Consider the following 24,947-nt stretch of genomic DNA (forward strand, 5'->3'; position numbering starts at 1 on the left):
TGACTGTATGTCAACGCCTGCAGGTGCCAGCCCTGCCGGACCGAATCGTGCTTCGCCCGCAGGGACGCGCACAGCCTCGGTGAGCCCGTGGGCTGGTTTGTGGGCACTCTGCCTCGGGTTCTTTATGATCTTGATGGACACCACGATCGTCACCGTCGCGACCCCGACAATCATGCGCGAACTCGACACTGATATCGCGACCGCGGTCTGGGTCACCAGCGGTTACATGCTTGCGTTCGCGGTGCCACTGCTGATTACGGGCCGCCTCGGTGACCGGTTCGGCCCCAAACGCGTGTATCTCATTGGACTCGTCACATTCACCGCGGCATCGGTCGTATGCGGACTGTCCAGCACGATCGGGACACTGATTGCGGCCCGAGTCATCCAGGGCATCGGGGCGTCATTAATGTCCCCGCAAACGATGGCGGTCATCACCCGAACCTTTCCGCCGGAACGGCGCGGGACCGCAATGGGAATGTGGGGTGCCGTCGCGGGGGCGGCGACTCTAGCAGGGCCACTCCTCGGCGGACTGATTGTGGGGACGCTCGGCTGGGAGTGGATCTTTTTCGTCAACATCCCGCTCGGTTTGCTCGCTTTTGTGCTCGCATGGCGCCTTGTACCCAACCTGCCGCGCGCCGCGCGCAGTATCGACATGCTTTCGGTCGTACTGAGCGCGAGCGCTGTCTTCCTCATCGTGTTCGGCATCCAGGAGGGTGGAAAATACGATTGGGGCACCGTGACCGGCGTTGTGTCGATTCCCATGATGATTGCTGCGGGCACAGTGCTGTTCGTACTGTTCGTACTCCGGCAGGCGCTGACCTCGCGGGACCCCCTGCTGCCGTTATCAATTTTCCGCGACCGCAACTTCTCCCTGGCCGCGTTCGGCATCTTCACAATGGGTTTCGCCTCGGTGGGCATGTTCCTGCCCGTGATGCTGTACGCGCAGGAAGCGCTCGGCCTAAGCGCTGGGCAGGCCGCCGTGCTCCTCGTCCCTGTCGCCATCCTCGCGGGTGTACTCGCGCCATTGGCGGGGCGCTCCGTTGACCGCATTGACGCACGTGTGATCGCGGTTCCGTCGTTTTTCATCCTTGCGGCCTCGACGGTGTGGCTCGGTCTCATCATGCGCCCAGGGACACCGTTCTGGCTCCTAATGATCCCACTCGCGCTCATTGGCGCCGCTAACGCTGGCATCTGGTCCCCACTCTCAACGACCGCGACCCGCGGTCTCGGCCACACCGTCGCCGGGGCCGGAGCTGGCGTGTACAACACCATGCGCCAGACCGGGGCCGTACTCGGCAGCGCGAGCATCGCAGCTCTTATGGCGGCCCGCAGCAGCACACTTGGCGTTCCTGTGACACCTGATGGCGCCACAGTGGTGACGGCGGATACTGCCGGAGCATTCAGCACCGCCATGGGCCAGTCGCTTTTCCTCCCCGCCGCAGTTCTCCTGGGCGGCGCCATCGCTGTGACGTTCTTCCAGCCGCGCGTACCCGCACCCCCTCAGCGATGACCACCGGGCAGCGCGAGCATTGACGGGTTTTCGTTACATCTGGGTCACGGGTGGCCCCATCCGGCACCAACAGCGCTGCTAGCTGCCTCAAAGGTGACTAGGGTCGGTGCCGATCAATTAGCCAGTTAACTACCAGCCAGACAACAACGGAGGCATACGGGTCAATCGCGACCAGGATCGCGGCGCGTGTAGGCGGAGAATACCGCGGCCAGAGGTTGTTTCGTATGCCACAAATGGAAGGACATCCAGGTGGCGCGCACGGACATCACGGCTAAAGGACTCACAAAGAAATCACGGCGCACCGGATACGTCGCGGGAGCGGGGGCTCTCGCAATGGCCCTCAGCGGGTGCGCAACCGGTTCGCTCACCGTGGACGAACTCGCGGAGCAGGGCTCCATCACCGTGGGATTCGCCGGTGAAGCGCCGTACAGCTTCGAAGAAGGCGGCCAACTCACCGGAGGGACCGTCGCGCTGCACCGTGAGATCTTCGGCAATCTGGGAATCGGTGAGGTCGATGGCGTCCAGACCGAGTTCGGATCGCTGATCCCAGGCCTCAACGCCGGGCGCTTCGACGCCGTGAGCGCCGGCATGTCAATCCTGCCGGACCGCTGCGAACAAGCCGCGTTCAGCGAGCCCGAAATCGTCTACACCACAGCACTCATGGTGCCGGAAGGCAACCCGATGAACCTGTCCGACATGCAATCGATCGCGGATGCCGGTGCCAGGATGGTGGCTCTCACCGGAGCGATCGAAGTCGACTATGCCAACGCACTCGGCATCGAGGTCACGCCTATCGGCAACCCGGTCGACGGGATGGACGCCGTCATCGGGGGCCGCGCTGATGTCTTCGCCCTCACTGGTGTGTCACTGAACTGGATGGCCGAGAACCGGCCCGACGCTCCGGTGGAAGTCACGGATTCGTTCGTCGCGGAGATCAACGGCGTACCGCAGATTGGCGCTGGCGCGACAGTGTTCCGCCAGGATGACACCGAGTTGCTCGATGCCTACAACGAGCAACTCGCCGAGATTAAATCGGACCCGCAGCGCTGGCTTGAGCTCATGGAGCCCTTCGGGTTCAGTATGAATGAATTCCCCGGCCCGGAACTCACAACCGAAATGCTGTGTGAGGGCGTACCCGGCGTCGGTGACGAAGAGGGCGGCGAAGACGACACCGGGAACGGTGCATGAGCAACTTCGACGCCTTAAGAGCAGCGCTCCCCCGAATCATTGACGGCATCGTCGTGACGGTGCAACTCACCATCGGTGGAGCGCTGCTCGCGCTGGTCGTCGCGATTGCCTTCGGACTCGCCGCTCGCGTGCACAATCCGCTTGTGCGCGGCGGCGCGCGCGCCTTCATTGAACTCTTCCGGGGCACGTCACTGCTGGTGCAGGCTTTTTGGCTGTTCTTCGTGCTGCCTGCTTTCGGCGTCCGCCTCGAACCGATCGTCGTGGGCATCCTCGCACTGGGCCTCAATTACGGCGCCTACGGAGCCGAAGTTGTGCGCGGATCGATCAACGCCGTGCCCAAGGTTCAGTGGGAGGCCGCTATCGCGATGAACTTCAGCCCAGCGCAGCGAATGCGCCGGGTGATTTTCCCGCAAGCGTGGGTACTGATGATCCCCGCCCTGACGAACCTTCTTATCCATTTGCTCAAGGGAACGGCGATCGTCACGGCTATCACGCTGCAGGATCTCACATTCCAGATCAACCGATTGCGTGAGACTACAGGTGATACCTTTTTTGCCTTCGGGATCGCGCTCGTCATCTATTTCGTCCTCGCGTACATCCTCACGCTGGTGATGCAGCTCGTGGAGGCGCGCGCGAAGCACCGGCTTGGCCGCGGCCCCTCGATGCGAGAGATCTTCAGACTCAAACCAGACGTTGATTCAGCGGTTGTCGCCGGAACGGGAAGGGGGTAAACCATGTGGAGCTGGCAACACGCATGGGACTCGCTGCCTGTCCTGCTCGAAGGTTTCCGCATTACCCTGCTCGCGACCGTGCTTGGCTTCGCCATCGCCGCGGCCCTGGGCCTGATCGTCGCCGTGCTGAGAATCGCGCTGCCGCGATGGCTCAGCTGGCCGTTGTACGCGGTGATGGAGTTCATCCGGCTCACGCCGCTGGTGGTGCAGCTGCTTTTCGTCTTCTACGCGGTGCCGCCCAATGTCACCGGACTGCAAGTCGGCATCATTGTGCTCGGCGTCCATTATTCGGCGTACATGGCCGAGGTGTACCGCGCCGGCATTGAGGACGTGCCGAAGGGCCAGTGGGAGGCCGCCCGCGCGCTGTCGCTCCCTCCGGCGCGAACGTGGCGCGCGATCATCCTTCCCCAAGCCATCCGGAAGATCATTCCGTCCCTCGGTAACTATGCCGTGTCCATGTTCAAGGACACGCCATTCCTGTTCTTCATCTTCGTCGCAGAAATGGTGACGCGCGCGCAGCAATACGGCGGCCAGACCTTCCGCTACACCGAACCCATCACCATTGCGGGTGTCATCTTCCTGATCGCAAGCCTGGTAACCGCCTACTTCATCCGCAGACTGGAGAATCGTTATGCCACACAGCCAGCCTGACGAGCGCCCCATGATCCGCTTCGAGGACGTGGTGAAGCAGTTCGGGGACAATGTCGTTCTCGACCACCTGAACTTCACAGTCGACCGCGGCGAGAAGGTCACGCTCATCGGCCCCAGTGGGTCGGGCAAGACAACCATTCTGCGGCTGCTCATGACGCTGGAAAAAATCAATGAAGGTGTTATCTGGGTCAACGACGAGCCGTTCTCGCATGAGCATAAGAAGGGTGAACTCGTCCCTGCGAGTGAGAAGTATCTGCGCCAGGCCCGCCGTCGAATCGGAATGGTTTTTCAGCATTTCAATCTGTTTCCGAACATGACCGTGATCGAGAACCTCACTGAAGCGCCTGTGCACGTGCTGGGGCGGAGCAAGTCGGAGGCAGTCGAGCGCGGTCGCACATTGCTCGAGATGGTGGGTCTCGCGGAGAAGGAGAACGCGCACCCGTCACAGCTTTCGGGCGGTCAGCAGCAGCGTGTCGCGATCGCACGAGCACTCGCGATGGATCCCGACATTCTTTTGCTCGACGAGGTGACGTCTGCGCTCGACCCTGAATTGGTGGTCGGCGTGCTGAACGTGCTGCGCGAGATCGCACACCACACGAACATCACCATGCTCATCGTGACCCACGAGATGCAGTTCGCCCGGGATGTGTCAGATCGGATTCTCATGTTCGATAAGGGGAAGATCATCGAAGAGGGCAGCCCCGAGCAGATCTTCACCAACCCCCACAACGCGCGCACGAAGTCATTTCTGCAAGCGGTGATCAGTCACTGATCTGCTGGCACCGGTGAGTGCGGAAATACGCTGGCAGGACGGTCCGCCTGGTGTTAAATTCGATTCTGGCCTCGAGGCCGAAAGAATCGGAGGTGAATTGATGGTTGCGGTGAAGATCGCTGTCGTTCGCAGCGCCCGGATCATCCTCACATCCCGGGCCCCGGTCTAAACCCGGTACTGGCCGACCTCATTCGCCACGAGCTATCGCTCGTGGCGGGAATGCAGCTGGTGTACTCGGTGTTCGAGCGGGGCTCCCTCACCAAAGGCTCTCACCGTGCATTCACCTCACACTTCTTCGCCGTCTTCGCCACGCCTCTCTGAGCTCGGCTGGGATGAGCAGTTTGCGGCGCTGTTCGCCCCATACGCCGCCGCCGGATTGATACCGGCCCGAATCGTGCGCGTCGACCGCGGACGCTGTGACACCCTCACCGAATTCGGTCTCGTGCGCGCCAATAGCAGCGCGATGAACACTGTCGACCGCGAGCACGTCGTGTGCACCGGTGACTGGGCCGCGCTGCACCTCGGTGCACCACCGCAGTTAGCGGCGCTGCTTCCCCGGCGCACTTTAATTACGCGCGCTTCGTCCGATCGAACCTCGCATCAACAGGTACTAGCGGCAAATGTCGACACCGTACTGATCGTGGTGTCGCTGGCGGCGCCCGTGAGGGCAGGCCGGATCGAGCGCTTGCTGGCATTGGCCTACGACAGTGGTGCCCGACCGGTCGTCGTGTTGACCAAAGCCGACCTGGCAGAACATCCCGGTGTGGGCGAGGCGGCAGTCTCAGCCGTCGCGCACCACGTAGACATCCTCACCACCAGTGTGACGACCGGCGCGGGGCTCGAGCGGCTGGCCGCAGTTGTAACGGGGACCGCGGTGCTGCTTGGTCCGTCCGGTGTCGGAAAATCGAGCCTGGCCAACGCCCTGCTGGGGCGAGAGCACCTCAACACCAGTGAGGTTCGCGCTGTCGACGGCAAGGGCCGCCACACCACCGTGCATCGCGAACTGCTGGTGTTACCTGGTGGGGGCGTGCTTATCGACACCCCCGGCCTGCGCGGCATCGGTGTACACGCAGTCGAGGAGGGCATCGCGCAGGTTTACGCCGACATTGAGGCTTATGCGCACGACTGCAAGTTCAGGGACTGTGAACACCGCGGCGAACCCGGCTGCGCCGTGCAAGGAGCGATCACAGCGGGCGAACTGGAACCAGCGCGGCTCGACCGATACCGCAAACTGCAGCGCGAAAGCGAATGGGCCGCCAGTCGCGGTGACGCCCGACAGGCAAACAAACGCCGCAAGTCGGATAAGGCTATCGCGCGGGAGCAGCGTGCGAGCTACCGGTTCCGCGAACGCCAGCAACACTGATACTGCAAGCGGCTCACTCGGCCGCCATCATCACAGTCAAAGGAAGCATCTCCATGCGCACTCGTAGCAATTGGACTACACGAGCCGAAACCAGCTCTGATATCGCCACGATCCGTGAGATCAACCTCGCCGCGTTCGATACCGCTGAAGAGGCGGACCTTGTGGACACACTGCGCCAGAGCCCAGCCTGGATCCACGGACTGTCTCGTGTCGCTGTCAGCGACACCGGCGTACTCGTGGGGCACGCGCTGCTCACCCGGGCCCACATCGGCGCTGTCCCGGCACTATGCCTGGCGCCCTGCGCCGTGCTGCCGCAGTACCAGAAGACCGGGGCCGGATCAGCCGCGATCCGCGGGGCCCTCGACGCCGCTAGGGCGATGGGTGAGCACGTCGTCACCGTACTGGGACACCCTGGCTACTATCCGCGGTTTGGGTTCACACGTGCCAGCATTCACGGAATCACTATGAAGCTTCCGGTGCCCGATGAGGCACTCATGGTCCTGAGCCTGGACGACGAACCTCTGCCCAGTGGCGTCATCCAGTACGCGGCGGCGTTCGGCGACATCTGAGTAACGCCCACAACCTTCGCTACTTTGTGACCTTGAACGGCAACATACTCGTACGATCTCGGGCATCGTTGTTAACCGTCTTTAGTGGCCCACTATGGAGGAACACGCGTGAACGAGTCTCAACGGGCAGAAGCATTGCCAACGCAGGTGCCACGCGCCCTGATCATCCTTTGCGCCCTGTTCCTCCTTATTCTTTCGGTTCTTGCGGTGGCCCCGGCGGGCGCCCAGACCGGCCCGCGGGTCGACCGCATTGACCGCATCAGTGACCGCTTCGCGATTGTGCATGTTTACTCGCCGTCAATGAATCGCGTAATACCCAACGAGGTTTACCTGCCGGAGAACCAGGGCGCCCCAAGCCCCACGCTCTATCTGCTCAACGGCGTTGATGGAGGGCAGGAGGGCAAGAGCTGGTTCCAGAGCACCCGCCTCCGCGACTTCTTTCACAACAAGCACGTTAAGGTCGTCAGTCCTGTCGGCGGGCGGTACAGCATGTACACGGACTGGCGGCTTCCTGACCCCATACTCGGAGTCAACAAATGGCAGACCTACATGACCGCCGAGCTGCCAATCGCTATTGACAACGCATTCCCCTCCACAGGTCGCAACGCGGTCGGCGGCCTTTCCCTCAGCGCAGCGTCCGCACTCAATCTCGCGATTCAGGCGCCCCACCGCTACCAGGCCGTCGCGTCATACAGCGGCTGCGCCCGGACAAGCTCGCCGGAAGGAATCGCGGCGAACGCAGCTGTGGTCGCGTTCGGCGGCGGAAATGTGGTCAATGCCTTCGGCGCGCCCGGTGACCCCGCATGGGTCGCCAATGATCCGTTTGTCAACGCCGAGCGGCTGCGCGGCAAGGCAATTTACCTCGCAGCGGCGAGCGGAATTCCCGGCCCGGCCGATGGCGTCACCGGACTCGCGGTAATCGGGCAAACACTGGGGCCAGGCGCCGTCGAGTTCGCAACAAACCTCTGTTCGCTGGCGTTCAAAGCACGACTCGATTCGCTGAGCATCCCGGCCACACTGGCACACCAAGCGAACGGCGCGCACACGTGGGGGTTGTTCGAGCAGCAAATGCGTGACTCGTGGCGCGTCATCGGGCCCGCAATCGGTGCCTGACGCTGAGCGCCTGACTCTGCGAACGGCAATTCCGGCTAACGTTGCGTCGTGATCTTTCTGATCTTCGCACTCGTGCTGGCGGGCGTTTTCACAATACGCGTCCTGCGCGAGCCGCGACGCTTAAGCAACGGCATCTACCTCATGTTCGCGTTACTCCTTGCCGCGCTGTGGGCGATGACCGGCGAGTCGCACACCGTCATTCCTGCACTCATCGGCCTCACCATCCTGATTTCGCCGCTGCTGGTTCTCGCGCTCGCGGCGTTCCTCGTCGCAAACGGCGTCGTGATGATTCGCCGTGAAGGCGTGTCTGCTGGTAACAGCCTTTCGCTCCTCGCGGGCATCGCACTTTTTGGTGTTCCCGGAGCCGGAATCTTTGCGCTCGCAACTGGTGCGACTCCCCTTACAGTCACCGCAATCTCAGTTACGTTAATCGCCGGATACTTCGGTGCCGCATTCACGTGCTTCCTGCTGTACGCGTGGGTGTACAGCAGCCTGCCGCTGCGGAATCACCCGTCGGCAATCATCGTGCTAGGAGCCGGTCTGATAGACGGGGCTGTACCGCCCCTGCTCGCAAATCGGCTCGACCGCGCACGGGACTTGCACGCGCGGCAGCGCGCCACGGGACCCGCCCCGGTTATCGTTACGTCTGGTGGTCAGGGACCAGACGAGCCGCTTCCGGAAGCTGATGCTATGGCGGCATACCTCCATAGCCGAGGCATTCCCGAACCGGACATCATCACGGAAACGCGCTCGAGCTCGACTGCCGAGAACCTCGAATTCAGCGCCGCCCTACTGGAGAAGGCTGGCATCCAGGGCAACGTGTTAATCGTCACAAGCAACTACCACGTGTTGCGCGCGGCGGTCTTGTCACGCCACCAGAAGCTCAACGCACACGTCACCGGCGCGCCAACTGCGCGCTACTACTTGCCGAGCGCGTTTCTGCGCGAGTTCGCTGCACTGATGGTTCAGTATCGAGGGATCACGATCACCGCCTGCGTGGTGCTCGGCGCCCTGCCGCCACTGCTGTATGCAGTGAGTGAGCAGTTGATAGCCACGTAGTCCGGTGCGGCTGCGCTGCACGCAACGCGAATATTAACGAAACGGCTGAGTCCCAAGCGATCCCGCGGCATCCCGAATAAGGTCAGTACCACCAGCCTGCTCGCCGTCGAGGAGTTCACGCCATGAAACGTATTGGCCGTCTAGCCGCTGTTCTCGCCGCAACCGCTGTCGTGGTGTCCGCGTGCGGAGGGGAACCAGACGACCCGCTCGCCAACGGCGGGCAAGCGGGAGAGATCGTGGTCGGTTCTGCAAACTTCCCGGAGAATGTTCTTCTCGCCGAAATTTACGCCCAAGCCCTCGAAGCTGAGGGTGCTACCGTGCGGCGGCAGTACAATATCGGCAGCCGGGAGATTTACTACGGCCAAATCGAACGCGGCGCGATCTCTGTGCTGCCCGAGTACAACGGCGCACTGCTCGCCTACCTCGACGATGGTAGCGACGCCCGCACTACCGACGCGATCAACGAAGCACTCGCTGCCGCCCTGCCCGAGGGACTGACGATCCTCGATTCAGCGCCCGCAGAGAACAAAGACTCGCTTGTTGTGACACAGCAGACCGCGGACGAATTCGACTTGCAGTCAATCGAAGACCTCGCTCCCGTCGCCGGCGAAATGCGCGTGGGCGCGGCACCCGAGTTTCGTGATCGGCAGCAAGGGCTTCTTGGTCTCGAGGAATACTACGGCGTGGTTTTTGACGAATTCGTTCCCACCGACAATTCCGGCCCGCTGACGATCAGCGCATTGGAACGCGGTGATATCGACGTCGCCAACATCTATTCCACGGATCCGTCGCTAACCACCCGGCCGTTCGTTGCGCTCGACGATCCAGAAGCAGTGTTCGGTTCGCAGAACGTCACTCCCCTCGCCGGTTCGGGTGCCCTTGACGAGCAGAGCATCGCCGTACTCAACGACGTCTCCGCGCGCCTCACAACCGAAGTGCTCACTGAGCTGCTGAGCCAGGTTGTGACAGAACGTCGCGATGTGGACGATGTGGCCCGGGAGTGGCTGGAAACCGGAAGCCGATGATCTCGTTCACGGAGGTCTCCAAGCGGTACCCTGACGGGACTACCGCAGTGGACAACTTGACACTTGAGGTGCCCGAGGGGTCGCTCACGGTCTTTGTCGGACCTTCCGGATGCGGCAAAACGACCTCCCTGCGCATGATCAACAGGATGATTGACCCCACCTCCGGACATATTCGGCTGCACGGTCACGACGTGCGCTCGCGCGATCCTCACGAATTGCGCCGCGGTATCGGTTACGTCATTCAGCACGCCGGTCTCTTTCCGCACCGGACGGTCATCGACAACGTCGCAACAGTGCCACGGCTACTCGGGGTGCCACGGAGGCAGGCCCGCGCGCGTGCATCCGAACTGCTCGAACGGGTTGGTCTGGGACAGGAATTCGGAAAACGGTACCCTGCACAGCTTTCGGGTGGGCAACAGCAGCGCGTCGGTGTTGCCCGCGCGCTCGCCGCGGACCCGCCCGTGCTGCTCATGGATGAGCCGTTCTCCGCTGTGGACCCTGTGGTCCGGAAAGACCTGCAACAAGAACTGTTGCGCCTGCAATCCGAGATCAGCAAAACGATCGTTCTTGTCACGCATGACATCGACGAGGCGATCACGCTCGGCGACCGGGTGGCCGTTATGCGCCCAGGCGGCCGACTCGCCCAGTATGCTCCCCCGGCCGAGCTGCTCACCGCGCCTGCCGATGGTTTCGTCGCCGAATTTCTCGGCCTCGACCGTGGCGTCCGCCTCCTGTCATTCTTCAGTGCCGGCGGACTGCCGCTGCGCACAGACAACGTCATCGCGGCCACTGACCACGAAAGGCTCAAAACGGTCCGTGACGGCCACTGGACTCTCCTCACCGACGAGAACAACAAACCACTCGGCTGGCTGCGCGGACGTCAGCACCAGGAAGTTCCGCGAGCGGAGCTGCTCAGCATCGGCCATGGCTTCACCCCGCAAACTGACTCGTTGCGTGCAGCGCTCGACTCCGCAGTGCTGTCCCCGTCGGGCTACGCAGTCGCTCTAGACGGCGATCAGCGGGTCCTGGGTGTCATCAGTCAGGAACTGATCGCCCAGCATATTCGCGAAGCCCACGCCGGCAGCGCGGTTCAGGCGGAACCGTGACGTTCTCGATCCCCAGCTACCTCGGTTCGTTCGGCGAGCTTTTGGGCCAGCACCTGTACATGGCGCTTACCGCGTCACTGCTGGGTCTGGTCATCTCACTTCCCGCTGGACTCGCATGTGTACGGTGGCCACGCCTGTACCCACCAGTCCTCGCCGTTGCGAGCGTGCTGTATTCAATTCCGTCACTGGCATTTTTCGTTCTGCTCATCGCCTTTACGGGGATCACGCCTACCACGGTGATCATCCCCCTGTCGCTGTACACACTGTCCGGACTGATTCCGAACGTCACTGACGGCTTGCGGTCGGTACCTACTGACGTGCGGCAAGCGGCCACGGCTATGGGGATGCGTCCCCAGCGGCAACTGCTGACCATCGAGCTGCCGATCGCGCTGCCCGCGGTGATGGCCGGACTGCGAGTCGCAACGGTCGCCAACATCAGCATGGTCAGTGTCGGTGCCCTGATCGGGATGGGCGCTTTCGGGTCGTTGTTTACTGCGGCAGCGCAACTCGACCGGTATGAACTCGCAGTGACGGGCATCGTCATCACCATCATCATGGCGCTGGTCATCGATCTGGCGCTGCTGACCATCCAGTGGCTCGCTACCCCCTGGACCCGAGCAGCGTCCAGTCAGTCTGGAAGGGCGCCGTTCGCGCGCCGCACGCCGCTGCGAGCACTGCGGCGTGCCACTCGCACCGAACCAGCGGAGGAGGCGGCCAGATGACGACACTTTGGTTCTACCTAACCGACTTCTTCGGCGATCCGGCGAACTGGCGCGGCACCGACGGGATACCGAACCGGCTGGCCCAGCACGCGTATTACACGGTGCTGGCGCTAGTGCTTTCGGTGCTGCTTGCGTTCCCCCTGGGGCTGGCCGCCGGGCATTCGGGGCGCGGTGGGACGACCCTGACTGCGCTGGCAAATGCCGCGCGGGCACTGCCCACCTACGGCGTGCTGGTGCTGCTTGTGGTCCTTATGGGCATTGGGCTTGTTCCGGTGCTCATTCCGCTCGTCGCACTCGCCGTGCCGCCAATACTGCTGAACACCTACGAGGGAATCCGCGCGGTGAGCCCAGCGCTCACTGACGCCGCGCGCGGTATGGGAATGACGGGCTGGCAGGTACTGACACGTGCAGAATTGCCCACCGCACTGCCGTTCATCCTTGTCGGAATGCGAACTGCCGCGGTTCAAATTGTGGCCACCGCGACGATAGCCGCGGCCGTGAGTTTTGGTGGTGTCGGCCGTTTGATCGTCGATGGTCTTGCCCGCAGGGATTTCACGCTCGTCGTGGGCGGCGGTGCGCTTGCTGCGCTCGCGGCCCTTGTAGTTCTCGGTGTGTTCGCTGCGCTGCGGCGTCTCCTGGTCTCCCCCGGGCTTCGGGGAGACACGAAGGCCGGTCACTGACAACTCGCAAAGTTACCAGTGACCGGCCCTCGGCCCCGATCAGATCACGCGAAGGGTGAGTCCGCTACTGGCGATAGCGGTGTGTAATCGCGGCTGCCAAGGTGGTTCGGCCTCGGCTTGGTACCGGCGTACGGCTGCTCGAGCGAGTTATCAACGCTGTTGAAGACCAGGAAGATATTCGCGCGCGGGTACGGCGTGATGTTGTTCGACGACCCGTGCATCGAATTCGAGTCGAAGAACAGCGCACTGCCTGCCGGGCCCGTGAACTGCTCGATGCCGAACTCGTATGCGAGTTCAGTTATGGCCGCTTCCGCCGGAACACCGATCCGCTGTTCTTGCAGCGACGATTTATAGTTTTCGTCCGGGGTTTCTCCCACGCAGGGCACAAATGTTTTGTGTGCACCTGGCATCAGCATCAGGCCGCCATTAAAAGCATAATTGTCGGTCAGAGCGATTGATAAACTCACTGCACGCGGAACTGGCATTCCATCCTCAGCATGCCACGTTTCAAAGTCTGAGTGCCAGTAAAAACCCGTACCGGCGAAACCTGGCATGCAATTGATACGGCTCTGGTGAATATATACATCGGAGCCGAGGATCTGGCGCGCGCGGTCAAGGATTCGGGGGGTGCGCACCAGTTGCGCAATAAGCGGGCTCACCTCGTGCACCGCGAAGATCGAACGAACTGTGTCGGAACGGCGTTCCCGCACAATCAGTTCGGTCTTCGCAAGCTCGGGATCAGCGGAAAGACGCTCCACCTCGGACCAGCAATGCTGTATCTGCGCCGGGGTCAGCAGGCCCTCTTCGATGTGAAAGCCCTTCGCGTCGTACTTGTCGAGCGCGTCCGCGCTAAACGGCCCTGAGGTGCTTCCCCAGGTAGTGGGATGGCGGCGAGGGAACGACGCCGCCGCGGCCGATAGCCGCGAGGGATAAAGATCCCCAATTGCGTTCTGAGCGGTTGTCATATACCACACCCTCCTAAATCAGGCCCACGGCGGCAGCCGCGGGCGCATCTATTAGTCGGACGCATCCACGGTAACGCAGTAAGTGTCACCGGGAAAACTCGCAGAGGTGACATCCGGGATTCGCTCGTTACGCGCAGCGCCAAAATCGGCAGCTAACAGTGGTGTGGCTCACATACATTAACGGGGTTTTTAATGCGGTGCGTGGACGAGTTCGGTACCGAGCCAGGTCCTCAGCGCTCCGCCCCGCGCCAGCGGCACACACACGCCATTGCCACCAGCGGTGTCGTCGAAGACCACCTCCTCCGCACCCGGGTATTCCAGTTCACTGATAAGCGCACGCGACACACCAAGCACGTCACCCTGGCCCAACTCCAGGGTGTGCACCACGAGTGGGGTCTTATCCACCGTCGTGCTGAGTGTGCCGCGCCAGAACCCTTGCTCGCGCTCTCCCGCACGTCCAACCTGCACCCGCTCGCATAGGCGAACCGTGGACGACGCGGTGAGGGAAACATCCGTCACCGCGTCGTGCGACGCCCGGCCGGCCACGATCATGGGCTCTGGCTCGCAGTCGAAATACCCGTCGTCGGCGATCTCAAACACCCATTTCGAGGCCGAATGCGGGTCAACACGACCAGGCAGCGCAATGGTTGCAGCAACCGAACGGACGGTAAGGCGCGCGCCCGGGCCGACGAACACTCGGACATCGATCTGGTCACCACCCAGCGGTGTCATCGCCGTGCCGATCAAGTGCACCGTGTCCGGCGCGGTGAGGCGGGCAGCCAGACCGCCAGCTGAACTGATGCGGGGCAGGCGGCCCCGCTCTGCTTCGAGGACGAGTTCAGTGCGCATGTACTCCCGCAGACCCTGCTGTGAACTCCTGAATCTGCTCGCGCACCCACGCGAGCACAGGCGTCGCAGCGGGATCTTGCGTCAGCGACGTAAAGACCGTCGGACGGCCCTCACGAACTTTCGCAGCGTCGCGTTGCATCACCGATAGATCAGCGCCCACCATCGGCGCGAGATCTGTCTTGTTGATCACCAGCAAGTCTGAGTACGTCACGCCTGGGCCACCTTTCCGTGGCACCTTGTCACCACCCGCGACGTCGACAACGAATATTTGCACGTCGATCAAACCAGCCGAGAACGTCGCGGTCAGATTGTCACCGCCAGATTCGACAAGGATGAGGTCGAGCGGCGGATTCGCATCGATTAGATCATCGATCGCATCGAGATTCGCGGTGATGTCGTCGCGAATCGCGGTGTGTGGGCAGCCGCCCGTTTTGACGGCCGTGATCCGATCATCGGGCAGGACCGCGTTGCGGCGCAGAAAGTCTGCGTCCTCGGTGGTGTAGATGTCGTTCGTCAGCACGGCGAGCGAGAGTTCGTCACGCAATTCCCGGCACAAGCACGCCACCAGAGCAGTCTTCCCTGACCCCACGGGACCGCCGATGCCGATCCGGACAGGCTCGCCTGCTTTGCGCTCACGCACGGGTCGATCAGCGTGCGTGTGTGGTTCTCCATCGAGGAGATGCGGGGGCATTGGAGGCACGGTCAATCATCCCTTTCACGAAACGAACAGCGGCATGTCACGCAAAACGTGCCGCTGCGCCAGCAGATCGAACAATGGGTCAGAAAGGCTGTGCAGACCGGTTGCGGCGCGATCCGCGGCCTCGTCGCACAACGGGGCAAGCTCGAAGGTGAGGCGCGCGACATGCCCCGGGTCGAGTGCCAAGAGCCGCTGCGCCGCGGTGGCCGCGCCCGTCATCGCGGTATATACGACAGCGAGCGCGGTGTCACGAGCGGAAAGGCCGCATGTGCGGCCCACCGCACCAGCGATCACGGGCAGATGCGGCCGCGAAGAAAACCCGCTCCAGTCATGTTGCGGCCAGACTGTTTTCGCCAGCCGCAGAAACCCTCGCCCCTGAATCCGGGATGCGTCCCGGGCCGCCGGCGCCGGCGTTCTCGCGTCCGTCTCGATCTCAGCCTGCGCAATGCTCATTCCGTCGCACACCGCTGCTGCGATCGACGCGGTGACCACCCCGCTTGTGCGAATGCGCCGGACAAGAAACGCCTCAAGCGTGCTTATGTCACGGACGAGCCCGGTAGTCACCGCTTCTTCAGCCCCGCCAGAATGCACGTGCCCGCCGATGGGGAGCCTGGAGTCGGCCAGCGCAAGCAGATTCGTGAGCATCAGAACAGAAAGTATCGCTGCGCCATCGGAAGCTCCGTTGCAGGCTGCTCCTCCCACACGTCACCATCGATCTTCACAGTGAAGGTGTCCGGGTCGACCTCGATTCGCGGGACGGCATCGTTGAGCGGCATTTGTGCCTTGCCGATGGTCCGAGTGTCCTTGACGGCGACGAGGCGGCGATCGCAATTCAGGCGATCCGCGAGCCCATCCTCCAGCGCGACCGGGGCAACGAAGTGCAGCGAAGACGCAGCCGCTAACTTCGGTGCCGCACCGAACATGGGACGTGGCAGAGAGGGTTGCGGCGTCGGTATCGACGCGTTGGCATCACCCATCGCTGCCCAGGCGATCGCACCCCCCTTCACCACCGCGTGTGGCCGCACCCCGAAGAACGCTGGTTCCCACAGCACAAGGTCGGCTAGTTTACCGATCTCGACCGAGCCGATTTCACCGTCGAGGCCGTGCGCAACCGCCGGACAGATGGTGTACTTCGCGACGTACCGCTGCACCCGCTGGTTGTCTGCAGCGCCGTCACCAGGCAGTGAGCCGCGCCGTTTCTTCATCATGTGCGCGGTCTGCCAGGTCCGCATGATGACTTCACCGACTCGTCCCATCGCCTGCGAGTCACTGCCGATCATGGAGATTGCGCCGATGTCATGCAGCAAATCTTCCGCGGCGATCGTCGATGGCCGGATGCGGCTTTCCGCGAACGCGAGATCCTCGGGTATTGACGGGCTCAGGTGATGGCACACCATCAACATGTCCAGATGCTCGTCAACAGTGTTCACGGTGTGCGGACGGGTTGGGTTGGTTGAGCTTGGGAGAACATTCGGGTACGCCGCAACGGTGATGATGTCAGGCGCATGTCCACCGCCCGCGCCTTCGGTGTGATACGCGTGAATGCTGCGTCCCTGGATGGCTTCCAGCGTCGACTCGACGTAGCCCGCTTCATTCAGCGTGTCCGAGTGCAGCGCAACCTGAATACCTGAGGCATCGGCTACCCGCAGACAGGTGTCGATCGCCGCGGGCGTCGACCCCCAGTCCTCATGCAGCTTCAGCCCGGACGCACCGGCGCGGATCTGCTCCCAAATCGCGTCCTCGCTCACAGTGTTGCCTTTGCCGAGAAGCGAAATGTTCATCGGGAAGCCATCAAGCGCTTCGAGCATTCGTGCCAGATGCCATCCGCCAGGTGTGACCGTGGTGGCCTTACTCCCTTCCGCGGGCCCTGTCCCCCCGCCGATCATGGTGGTGAGGCCCGCGCCGATTCCCTCTTCGAGGACCTGCGGGCAGATGAAATGGACATGGCAATCGATGCCGCCTGCGGTGAGGATCTTTCCGTTTCCCGCAATGATTTCGGTGCCGGGACCGATTACGAGCGCGCTATCCACGCCGTCCATCGTGTCGGGATTCCCGGCTTTGCCGATGCCGACGATGCGACCGTCACGGATTCCGACGTCAGCCTTGACGACACCCCAGTAGTCGACGATCACCGCACCGGTGATGACCGTATCTGGCGCGCCTTCGGCGCGAGTCACACGCCCCTGCCCCATTGACTCCCGCAGCACCTTGCCGCCACCGAAGACAGCCTCATCACCGGCCTTGCCTGGCCCGCCGCACCGGTCCTCAGCAACCTCCACGAAAAGGTCCGTGTCAGCCAGCCGGATCCGGTCGCCGACGGTGGGGCCGAACAACTCTGCATAGCGCGCGCGGCTTATGTGCATCATCAGTGATCCAGCTTTCCGGGAGGAGTGAGACTCAAGCCGTGGACCTCGCGTGTGCCGCCGATCGGCACCAGCGAAACTCGGTGCCGTATGCCAGGCTCGAAACGGATGGCCGTTCCAGCGGGGATGTCCAGCCGGTGACCGTGTGCCGCTGTGCGATCGAATTCGAGCGCGCCGTTTGCCTGCGCGAAATGGAAGTGGCTGCCCACCTGCACGGGACGATCACCGGAGTTCACCACATCGACTTCGCGGCGCTGCGCGTTGTCATTAATTCTGAGTTCACCCGCTGCTGTGACGATCTCACCTGGAATCAACGTCTGCCTCCTGGGTGCTTCACCGAATCGGGAGGTGCACGGTCACGAGTTTCGTGCCGTCCGGAAAGGTTGCCTCGACCTGCACGTCATGCAGCATTTCAGGCACGCCCGCCATGACATCATCGCGGCTCAGCACTTCGCGGCCCGACGACATGAGTTCGGCCACCGTGCGCCCGTCACGGGCACCCTCGAGAACATGATCGGTGATGATGGCGATCGCTTCCGGATGGTTCAGCTTCAATCCGCGCGCACGCCGGCGGCGGGCCAGTTCCGCGGCATAGCTGATCATCAGCCTCTCTTGCTCATGCGGCGTCAGTCGCATCAACTCTCCTCGGGCAGCCTCGCGCGCTTGGCACCGCATCGTGGGACACGGGGCGCAGGAGTGACGTTAGCAGCGGTGACACACAGTGCCGCCACCTCTGAGCGCAGTTTCTGCGACCATTTAACCGCGCTGTAACCGGCGAGCCGCGCACGCGCCGACCGCCACGGATGCGGCTGCTGTGCGATGATGGGATGAACTGCGTGAAACCGGTGTGCTTCACGCTCGCCAGCAACCGAACCCAACTCCTCAAAGGGGGGTCGCACGTGACTGGAGTTCTCATTGGACTTCTCGTCGTTATCTTGATCATTGCGGTGATAGCTGTCATCGCAGTGATCAGCATCTACAACGGACTCGTCACCCGCCGCAACGGGTACAAAAATGCATTCGCGCAGATCGACGTGCAGCTCACGCGGCGCCACGATCTGATTCCCAACCTGGTTGAGACAGCGAAGGCGTACATGAAGCATGAGCAGAGCACGCTCGAGGCCGTGATCAACGCACGCAACTCGGCGGTGTCCGCGCAGAACTCGGCGCGCCAGAACCCGGGCGATCCGGACTCGATGAACGAACTTGCCGGTGCGGAGAACACGCTGACCCAGTCACTCGGCCGGCTGTTCGCACTCACCGAGTCATACCCAGATCTCAAGGCGAACCAGAACATGATGCAGCTCTCCGAGGAGCTCACCTCCACCGAAAACCGCGTGGCTTTCGCGCGGCAGGCGTACAACGATGCAGTGATGGCGTACAACAACAAGCGCGAGGTCTTCCCCTCGAACATCATCGCTGGCATGTTCAATTTCCAGCCGGCAGCGCTGCTCGAAGCTGAAGGTCCTGATACTCGTCAGGCGCCGCGCATCTCGTTCTGACGCATGAATTTCTTCGAGCGCCAAAACGAGGTACGGCGAGCGTCAGCGCGGCTCGTCGTGCTGTTCATCGTCGCAGTCCTCGCGATCGTCACGCTCGCCAATTTGCTTGTTGTGGTGGCGTCGGTGTCCGGAGGCTCCGAACCCGGCGAGGTTGCCATGTTTGCGGTCCTCGTCACGATTGGCACGCTGATCTTCATCGGCGGTGTCTCGCTGGTGCGCACCGCTTCGCTGCGCAGCGGGGGCGGCAGCAAAGTCGCACGAGCACTGGGCGCGATGCCCGTTCCCCACGACACGACGGACCCCCATCTGCGCCGCTATCGCAACGTCGTTGAAGAGATTGCGATCGCATCGGGCACGCCTGTGCCCGAGCTTTTCGTGATGAACGGCGAACGGGGCATCAACGCTTTCGCAGCCGGTTACACCCCGGCGGACGCTGCCGTCGCGGTGACACAGGGCGCGCTCGAGCGTCTCAACCGCGATGAACTCCAGGGCGTGATCGCGCACGAATTCAGCCATATCGTCAATGGCGATATGCGACTCAACATCCGCCTCATCGGTGTCCTCGCCGGGCTCACCGCCCTGTCCGTCATCGGCCGGATTCTCGTGTACTCCGGCGGTGGTCGGCAGCGCGGTAGCAGCAACAACTCGGGCGCCCCGATCGCGCTAATCGGCATGGTAGCGCTCCTGGCTGGCTTCATCGGTGTTTTCTTCGGCCGGCTCATCAAAGCGGCGGTCTCACGCCAGCGCGAGTACCTTGCTGACGCATCCGCAGTCCAGTTCACGCGCCAAACGTCGGGGCTCGCGGGTGCACTGAAGAAAATCGGCGGGCTCGATGACGGCTCGAAGCTGCGCAACGCGAAGACTGAGGACGTCAGCCACATGCTTTTCGGTGAAGGCATGAATTTCTCGTCCCTGTATGCGACACACCCGCCGCTGATCAAGCGCATCCAGACGCTTGAGCCTGATTTCCAGCCGGAGAATCTCGCGGAACTGCGCAAGCAGTGGCGTTCACAGCCACCTTCCGGCCTGCGCGAAGACGCCCAGCTCGGACTGGTCGCCGAACACGATATGCCCGCGGGGGGAGCGCAACAGTCCACGACTCGGGCCACACCGGCGCCGACGCGTGCCAATGCTCCGATTTCAATTGACCCAGCCGCGGTGGTAGCGGGTATCGGAGACCCGAACGCCACGTCGTACACCCATGGCGAGCGCATCCGTGGTGAGATACCTGCCGTCTTCGCCGACCGTGCACACGACGCCAGCGCGGTTGTGCCCCTGATCTACGGGTTGCTCCTGTCAGCAGATCACGACGTCCGCACCCAGCAGCATGCGATCCTGGTGGGTAAGTACGGAAGAGAGCTTGCCGACGCCGCTTGGCAGGCTGGCGGCGAACTCCAGCACCTCGATCCCCACCTGCGGCTTCCGCTTGTCGAGATCGCGTTTCCGGCCTTGCGAAACCGTGAGCCCGACCAGATCCGCGAGATCATGGCGACGCTCAGTGACCTCATCGCCGCGGACGGCCGTGTCAGCGTGTTCGAGTACTGCCTTGGCACACTGGTTTTCTCCGGATTGCATGAGGTGCTCACCCACAAGCCGCGCTGGTCGGGCAGCGGCCAGCGGCTCCACAGCAGCCGGGCTGCTGTCACACCACTTCTAGCGGTGCTCGCGAGAGTCGGCAACGATGAGCCCCGTGCTGCTGAAAAGGCTTTTCGCGCAGGCATGAACGTGGTGTATCCAGGGGACGACGTTAGGTTCGAGCTCCCGCAAGAGGGGATACTGGCGCTCGAACACGTGTGGCCGGCGGTCGACGGCCTCAACGGACAGGACAAGGCGAAGCTGATCGAGGCACTCGTCACGACAGTCATGGACAACGGACGCGTCACCTTGGAGGAGGCGGAGCTTCTCCGCACTGTGTGCGCCGTCTTGCATTGCCCCATGCCGCCGCTAGCGTAAGGCTTCGCAGACCGAAGCTCCGCGTCGTTGTGGCACAATGCGCACGGGCACAGCGCAGTTCGCCCTCAGCTGAAGTGGAGGCAGCAGCGTGTCAGGTAGCGAAAACGATGTGTGGGACGGGCGTATCGAACCGTTGCTGGCGCTGCAGCATCTCCTTGCCCCTATCCAGCACTCCGGAGCTGAACTTGGTGGCGGGCCGCCTGCGGGGTATGTGCACGACGCCACGTATGACATTCCGGTGCCACGCCAGTTCACCGACTTCAGCAACAGCCGGACGGAGTGGAACGAGCTGCTTGGTCTCAGTCGGCGTGAGGTTGCAGCAGCACAGCGCGAACAGCCGGAAGACGACGCCATGGGCCGCCACTACGAGGCGTACTGCCGCGCCAGTGCTGACGTCACAATGAAAGGCGGCACCACCTCTGGCATCGTCTACCCACTCGCGGTGTGTGAAATAGCGCGTTCCTTTAAGCTGCGCAACGTTGGCGGAACGTCCGCTGGTGCGCTGGCGGCCGCCGCGGCGGCCGCCGCCGAGCTTGGGCGAACACGAGCCACCGCCGGTGTGCCCCTCGATCCGCCGCCCCCAGGGGCACCTCAGCCCGGCTTCGCGGGCCTCGCAAGCATCCCGCAGTGGCTCGCTCAACTCGAACCGGGCGCTGCCAGTGACGAAGAGCACCGGCTAGCGAGCCTTTTTGCGCCTGAAGATGGTCCTGAAGACACGGATGCGACGATCGCGACCGATAAGCGGTGGTTCCGGGTCGTTGCTTTCTGGGCGAATCGGGGTGAGCGACTCAGCAAGCTCCCCGGTGTCCTGAGATCTCTCGGCGTCGGCCCGATCTGGCTTACCTTCGCCCTTCTCGTCGTCATCCTCGCAACGATTACGCTTGACCGCGCGGGGGTCCCGGCCGGACTTCTGCGGCCATGGTGGGCGCTTCTGCTGAGCATCGCTGGCGGAGCAGCCGCGACCCTGCTGCTGGCGGCAGGCGGAGGTTCCGCGATCGCCGGTATGGTGCACTGGCGCACCAACCGAAGACGCATCGCCCGTGCTCGGGCGTGGTCCGGGCTTGACGAGGCCTACTGGGAACTGCGCCGAGCGGGGCTAACGCCCTCACCGTTCCCGCGGCGCGCGATCCGGAATGGTCTGCTCGCGGCGTTTGGCGGCACAGTTATTTTCAGTGTCCTCGCCACTGTTGTCAGTGCGGTACCCGGCACGAGCTTGCTCGTGACGCTGGCTGTCGTTGGAGCAGCGATTATGCTGTGTACCTTGGTGTTTGCCGTCCAGGTCGCGGAGGCATCCGTCCGCCTGTTCCGCGGGTTCCGCACCGATCACCATTTTGGGCTGCTTACCGGGAAGCACTTGGTAAAATGGGTCGACCTCCAGTTACGCGGCCTTTCCGGGCAGAACCGCACGGTAACGTTCGGCGATTTGTGGAGTGGTGCCCGACCACACAGCACCGATTTGCTGCATGCGCTCAGCCGCGACGAGTTCCTGCGATCGGTGAATCTGAAACTGATGGTCACCGACCTTTCGCAGCAGCGGCCCTTCCGGTTTCCACTGCCAGAGCACAGTGAGCTTGCGGAGTCGATCGGAAGCAAGCTGTACGCGAGCCCAGCGGACCTGCGCCCGATCTTCGGTGATGACCTCACCGAACTCATCGCGCCCCCGAACGAGCAGGGCGGTCTCTATTACACGTGGAACGACGAATCTGGCTCTTACACGGCCGTGGAGCTGCGGCCCATTGCCGAACCATGGGATTTGCCAGTGGTGTTCGCCGTCCGGGCAAGCATGTCGCTGCCGTTTCTCTTCCGCGCTGTTCGCGTGTATCGGGTGCGGCCACCGACGATCGTCCGCGACAACTACGGCGACCCGATTCCCGCGGACACTGCGCCGTTCACCTCCCCGACTCCGCCAGCCGGTGCCGCAGCGCCTGGGCAGCCGTGGCTGCTCGCAGAAGAACTATGGCTTTCTGATGGCGGCGTGACATCGAACTTTCCGGTTCACCTTTTCGATCGCCAACTGCCCGAGTGGCCCACCTTCGGCCTGAACCTGGGTGCACACCCGCTCGGTTACGAGCATCAAGACGTCTGGCTGCCTGAAGATTGGCAGGCACACGTCCCGCGCTGGACTCGCGTCCGTGGCTCCGCCGGAGCATTCGCAACCGCCATCATCGATACGGCTCGCGAATGGCGCGACGTAATGCAAACGCACATGCCGAGCACACGCGGCCGCGTCGCGTGGGTGTGGCTGAAGCCCAGCGAAGGCGGCACGAACCTGTTCATGCGGCGGGAGCGGGTGGCCGCGTTGTGTGTGCGTGGAGCGCTAGCGGGAATGCGGCTGCGCACCCGATTCGAAGACAGTAGTGACCGCTGGCACCGCCACCGCTGGTTACGAATGCGCGCCACTCTGCACGCGCTCGATCAGGTGCGCGATGACGTCGCGATCGCACTGCCGCACTACCGCGACCTCCTGAATCCAGCGAGCGCCGCGCGGGCGGCACGCATCTCGGGAGCTGATCCCGCGCCACCGGATTTCCTCCCGGCCGATCAGGCGTTCTGGCCAGCTGCCACCGTGATGCTTGAGCGACTCGCGGCGGAGGACCTCGATACAGCGGACTTTCAGAACGGGACACCGAAACCGGCACCGGAGCTCCGGCACGTGCCGCGGGTGTAGGCTCAGTCCACCGCAGCAACAGTTCCTCGGCCATAAGGGGACCTATGACTGGCACCGCGTTCGCTGATTTACCGCATCAATCAGTGTCCGTGCCCGGCGGCCACATCCAGTATCGCCGCACGTCGCCGCGCAGTGCGGAAGGCAGCTCACCACCCCTGCTATTTCTGCACGGAGTCTTCGTCAACGGGAACGTGTGGCGTGGCGTGGTCGACAGGCTTGCAGACACCTTCGATTGTGTCGTGCCGGATCTGCCGTTCGGGTCACACGAAGTACCGATGGACGCCACTGCCGATCTGACTCCACTTGGCGTCGCGGATGTGATCTCCAACCTGATCCAAGCGCTCGATCTCGCACCAGTCCGCCTCGTGGCGAACGACAGCGGCGGTGCGTTCGCGCAGATCCTCACAGCTCAGCAGCCTGATCTGATTGACTCCCTGGTGCTCACCAACTGCGACTGCTACGGCAACTTCTTCCCGCTGATCTTCCGCTACCTGACTCCCCTCTCACGGGTGCGCGGTGGACTCTTTCCGGTTGCGCACGCGTTGCGGTTCAGGGCGGTACGCCGATCTCCGCTCGCCTACGGGTGGTCGACAGCCCGGCCCCTTCCCCGAGATGTGGAGCGTGCTTACGTCGCGCCGCTGCGTCATTCAGACATTCGGCGCGATATCGCCAAAGTGATGAGAGATGTGCACCCGCGTTACACGCGTGCGGCGATCGTTACGCTGCGCAGCTTCGAGCGGCCTGTGCTGATTGTCTGGGGGGACGCGGACAAGTACTTCCCTATTCGGCTAGGGCGGCAACTCGCGAGCGATATCCCCAACGCGAGGTTCGTGGCGATACCGGGCGCACGCGCTTTCTTACCCGAAGACGCCCCGCACGAGCTGGCGGACGCGATTCGCGAGTTCTACGCGTAACCGCTGTCTACACCGGTGCGGCCGCTCGCAGGTACAGTCGGGACGACGACGCAGTCAACGAGGAAGGCGCAGATGAAGGGCGACACGGTTTCGGTTCAGAGGTTGATCCCGGCTCCCCCGGAAGAAATCTTCGCACTGTTGGCTGACGCCGCGAAGCATCGGGAGTTCGATGGTTCCGGCACGGTGGTAGGCACGCGCGGGGATTCGCGACCGCTCACGCTGGGAACGAAGTTCGGGATGTCGATGAAGATGGGCCTTCCCTACTCGATGGCGAACGTAGTGATCGAGTTCGAAGAGAACCGTCGGATCGCGTGGAAGACCACCGGCTTCGGCGGTCTGCTCGGCGGGCGGATCTGGCGTTACGAACTCGAACCCGCTGACGGCGGAACGACGGTTACCGAGACGTGGGACCTGTCGGAGGACAAGCAAAGGTTCTTTCTGAAAAGAAGCAAGTTCCCCGAGACCACCCGGTCGAACATGGCGAAGACGCTGAAACGTATCGAGGCCGCTGTCGCAGACTAACGGTCCGCCCTACCTCCCCAAATCC

25 protein-coding genes and 1 pseudogene are annotated in these 24,947 nt (G+C 62.9%); 19 read left to right on the plus strand and 7 right to left on the minus strand.

Annotated elements, in window-relative coordinates; all coding sequences use genetic code 11:
• The first annotated feature begins 7 nt into the window (after positions 1-7).
• From ONR57_RS06675 to ONR57_RS06740, 14 genes are all read left to right on the plus strand, one after another.
• Complete coding sequence (locus ONR57_RS06675; protein ID WP_265122323.1) at positions 8-1,510, plus strand: DHA2 family efflux MFS transporter permease subunit; 1,503 nt, start codon at positions 8-10, stop codon at positions 1,508-1,510.
• A gap of 333 nt (positions 1,511-1,843) precedes the next feature.
• Entirely contained in the window at positions 1,844-2,698 is an 855-nt protein-coding gene (locus ONR57_RS06680) for a transporter substrate-binding domain-containing protein (RefSeq protein WP_265122731.1), read from the plus strand.
• A complete protein-coding gene (gene ehuC, locus ONR57_RS06685) occupies positions 2,695-3,429 on the plus strand; it encodes an ectoine/hydroxyectoine ABC transporter permease subunit EhuC (RefSeq protein WP_265122325.1) in 735 nt (244 codons plus the stop codon). The genes ONR57_RS06680 and ehuC overlap by 4 nt, the downstream gene beginning before the upstream one ends.
• 3 nt (positions 3,430-3,432) lie before the next feature.
• Entirely contained in the window at positions 3,433-4,080 is a 648-nt protein-coding gene (gene ehuD / locus ONR57_RS06690) for an ectoine/hydroxyectoine ABC transporter permease subunit EhuD (protein ID WP_265122326.1), read from the plus strand.
• Between the two features lie 10 nt (positions 4,081-4,090).
• Entirely contained in the window at positions 4,091-4,852 is a 762-nt protein-coding gene (gene ehuA, locus ONR57_RS06695; protein ID WP_265122732.1) for an ectoine/hydroxyectoine ABC transporter ATP-binding protein EhuA, read from the plus strand.
• Positions 4,853-4,865: 13 nt separating this feature from the next.
• A complete protein-coding gene (locus ONR57_RS06700; protein WP_265122327.1) occupies positions 4,866-5,021 on the plus strand; it encodes a hypothetical protein in 156 nt (51 codons plus the stop codon).
• A gap of 105 nt (positions 5,022-5,126) precedes the next feature.
• The gene (gene rsgA / locus ONR57_RS06705) at positions 5,127-6,215 is read left to right on the plus strand and encodes a ribosome small subunit-dependent GTPase A (protein ID WP_265122328.1); all 1,089 of its coding nucleotides are present in this window, start codon (positions 5,127-5,129) and stop codon (positions 6,213-6,215) included.
• A gap of 53 nt (positions 6,216-6,268) precedes the next feature.
• A complete protein-coding gene (locus tag ONR57_RS06710) occupies positions 6,269-6,784 on the plus strand; it encodes a GNAT family N-acetyltransferase (protein ID WP_265122329.1) in 516 nt (171 codons plus the stop codon).
• Between the two features lie 108 nt (positions 6,785-6,892).
• Positions 6,893-7,897: an alpha/beta hydrolase family protein gene (locus ONR57_RS06715; RefSeq protein WP_265122331.1), complete on the plus strand. Its 1,005-nt coding sequence runs from the start codon at positions 6,893-6,895 to the stop codon at positions 7,895-7,897.
• Between the two features lie 48 nt (positions 7,898-7,945).
• On the plus strand, positions 7,946-8,956 hold the full coding sequence (locus ONR57_RS06720; RefSeq protein WP_265122332.1) for a YdcF family protein: 1,011 nt from the start codon (positions 7,946-7,948) through the stop codon (positions 8,954-8,956).
• A gap of 122 nt (positions 8,957-9,078) precedes the next feature.
• A complete protein-coding gene (locus ONR57_RS06725; protein WP_265122333.1) occupies positions 9,079-9,981 on the plus strand; it encodes an ABC transporter substrate-binding protein in 903 nt (300 codons plus the stop codon).
• Positions 9,978-11,087, plus strand: a complete 1,110-nt coding sequence (locus ONR57_RS06730) for an ABC transporter ATP-binding protein (protein WP_265122334.1) — start codon at positions 9,978-9,980, stop codon at positions 11,085-11,087. Before ONR57_RS06725 ends, ONR57_RS06730 begins: the two co-directional genes overlap by 4 nt.
• On the plus strand, positions 11,084-11,809 hold the full coding sequence (locus ONR57_RS06735; RefSeq protein ID WP_265122335.1) for an ABC transporter permease: 726 nt from the start codon (positions 11,084-11,086) through the stop codon (positions 11,807-11,809). The genes ONR57_RS06730 and ONR57_RS06735 overlap by 4 nt, the downstream gene beginning before the upstream one ends.
• On the plus strand, positions 11,806-12,489 hold the full coding sequence (locus ONR57_RS06740; protein ID WP_265122338.1) for an ABC transporter permease: 684 nt from the start codon (positions 11,806-11,808) through the stop codon (positions 12,487-12,489). Before ONR57_RS06735 ends, ONR57_RS06740 begins: the two co-directional genes overlap by 4 nt.
• A 44-nt stretch (positions 12,490-12,533) precedes the next feature.
• On the opposite strand, the gene thpD is transcribed toward ONR57_RS06740, so the two are convergent.
• From thpD to ONR57_RS06775, 7 genes are all read right to left on the minus strand, one after another.
• Entirely contained in the window at positions 12,534-13,454 is a 921-nt protein-coding gene (gene thpD, locus ONR57_RS06745) for an ectoine hydroxylase (RefSeq protein WP_265122339.1), read from the minus strand.
• Positions 13,455-13,643: 189 nt separating this feature from the next.
• Entirely contained in the window at positions 13,644-14,303 is a 660-nt protein-coding gene (locus tag ONR57_RS06750) for an urease accessory protein UreD (protein WP_265122340.1), read from the minus strand.
• Positions 14,293-14,994 (minus strand): urease accessory protein UreG, encoded by a 702-nt coding sequence (gene ureG / locus ONR57_RS06755; protein ID WP_265122341.1) that lies wholly within the window; start codon positions 14,992-14,994, stop codon positions 14,293-14,295. The genes ONR57_RS06750 and ureG overlap by 11 nt, the downstream gene beginning before the upstream one ends.
• A gap of 24 nt (positions 14,995-15,018) precedes the next feature.
• Complete coding sequence (locus ONR57_RS06760) at positions 15,019-15,645, minus strand: urease accessory protein UreF (RefSeq protein WP_265122342.1); 627 nt, start codon at positions 15,643-15,645, stop codon at positions 15,019-15,021.
• Positions 15,645-17,366 carry an urease subunit alpha gene (locus ONR57_RS06765; protein WP_265122343.1) on the minus strand — a complete coding sequence of 574 codons (1,722 nt, stop codon included), beginning with the start codon at positions 17,364-17,366 and terminating at the stop codon, positions 15,645-15,647. The genes ONR57_RS06760 and ONR57_RS06765 overlap by 1 nt, the downstream gene beginning before the upstream one ends.
• Positions 17,366-17,677, minus strand: coding sequence for an urease subunit beta (locus tag ONR57_RS06770; protein ID WP_265122344.1), 312 nt, complete (start codon positions 17,675-17,677; stop codon positions 17,366-17,368). Before ONR57_RS06770 ends, ONR57_RS06765 begins: the two co-directional genes overlap by 1 nt.
• Positions 17,678-17,696: 19 nt before the next feature.
• Positions 17,697-17,999 carry an urease subunit gamma gene (locus ONR57_RS06775; protein ID WP_265122345.1) on the minus strand — a complete coding sequence of 101 codons (303 nt, stop codon included), beginning with the start codon at positions 17,997-17,999 and terminating at the stop codon, positions 17,697-17,699.
• A 263-nt stretch (positions 18,000-18,262) separates the two neighbouring features.
• Here ONR57_RS06775 and ONR57_RS06780 point away from each other — a divergent pair, with 263 nt between their 5' ends.
• The 5 genes and pseudogenes from ONR57_RS06780 (at position 18,263) to ONR57_RS06800 (ending at position 24,922) form a co-directional block, all read left to right on the plus strand.
• Entirely contained in the window at positions 18,263-18,865 is a 603-nt protein-coding gene (locus ONR57_RS06780; RefSeq protein WP_265122346.1) for a LemA family protein, read from the plus strand.
• A gap of 3 nt (positions 18,866-18,868) precedes the next feature.
• Positions 18,869-20,818: a M48 family metallopeptidase gene (locus tag ONR57_RS06785; protein ID WP_265122347.1), complete on the plus strand. Its 1,950-nt coding sequence runs from the start codon at positions 18,869-18,871 to the stop codon at positions 20,816-20,818.
• A 1,966-nt stretch (positions 20,819-22,784) separates the two neighbouring features.
• Positions 22,785-22,877 (plus strand): annotated as a pseudogene (locus ONR57_RS23495) (hypothetical protein); the annotation flags it as partial.
• A 653-nt stretch (positions 22,878-23,530) separates the two neighbouring features.
• Positions 23,531-24,400 carry an alpha/beta fold hydrolase gene (locus tag ONR57_RS06795; RefSeq protein ID WP_265122348.1) on the plus strand — a complete coding sequence of 290 codons (870 nt, stop codon included), beginning with the start codon at positions 23,531-23,533 and terminating at the stop codon, positions 24,398-24,400.
• A gap of 72 nt (positions 24,401-24,472) precedes the next feature.
• Positions 24,473-24,922 carry an SRPBCC family protein gene (locus ONR57_RS06800; RefSeq protein ID WP_265122349.1) on the plus strand — a complete coding sequence of 150 codons (450 nt, stop codon included), beginning with the start codon at positions 24,473-24,475 and terminating at the stop codon, positions 24,920-24,922.
• Positions 24,923-24,947 lie beyond the last annotated feature (25 nt).

It is taken from the genome of Hoyosella sp. YIM 151337, assembly GCF_026041215.1.
GTDB lineage: Bacteria > Actinomycetota > Actinomycetes > Mycobacteriales > Mycobacteriaceae > Hoyosella.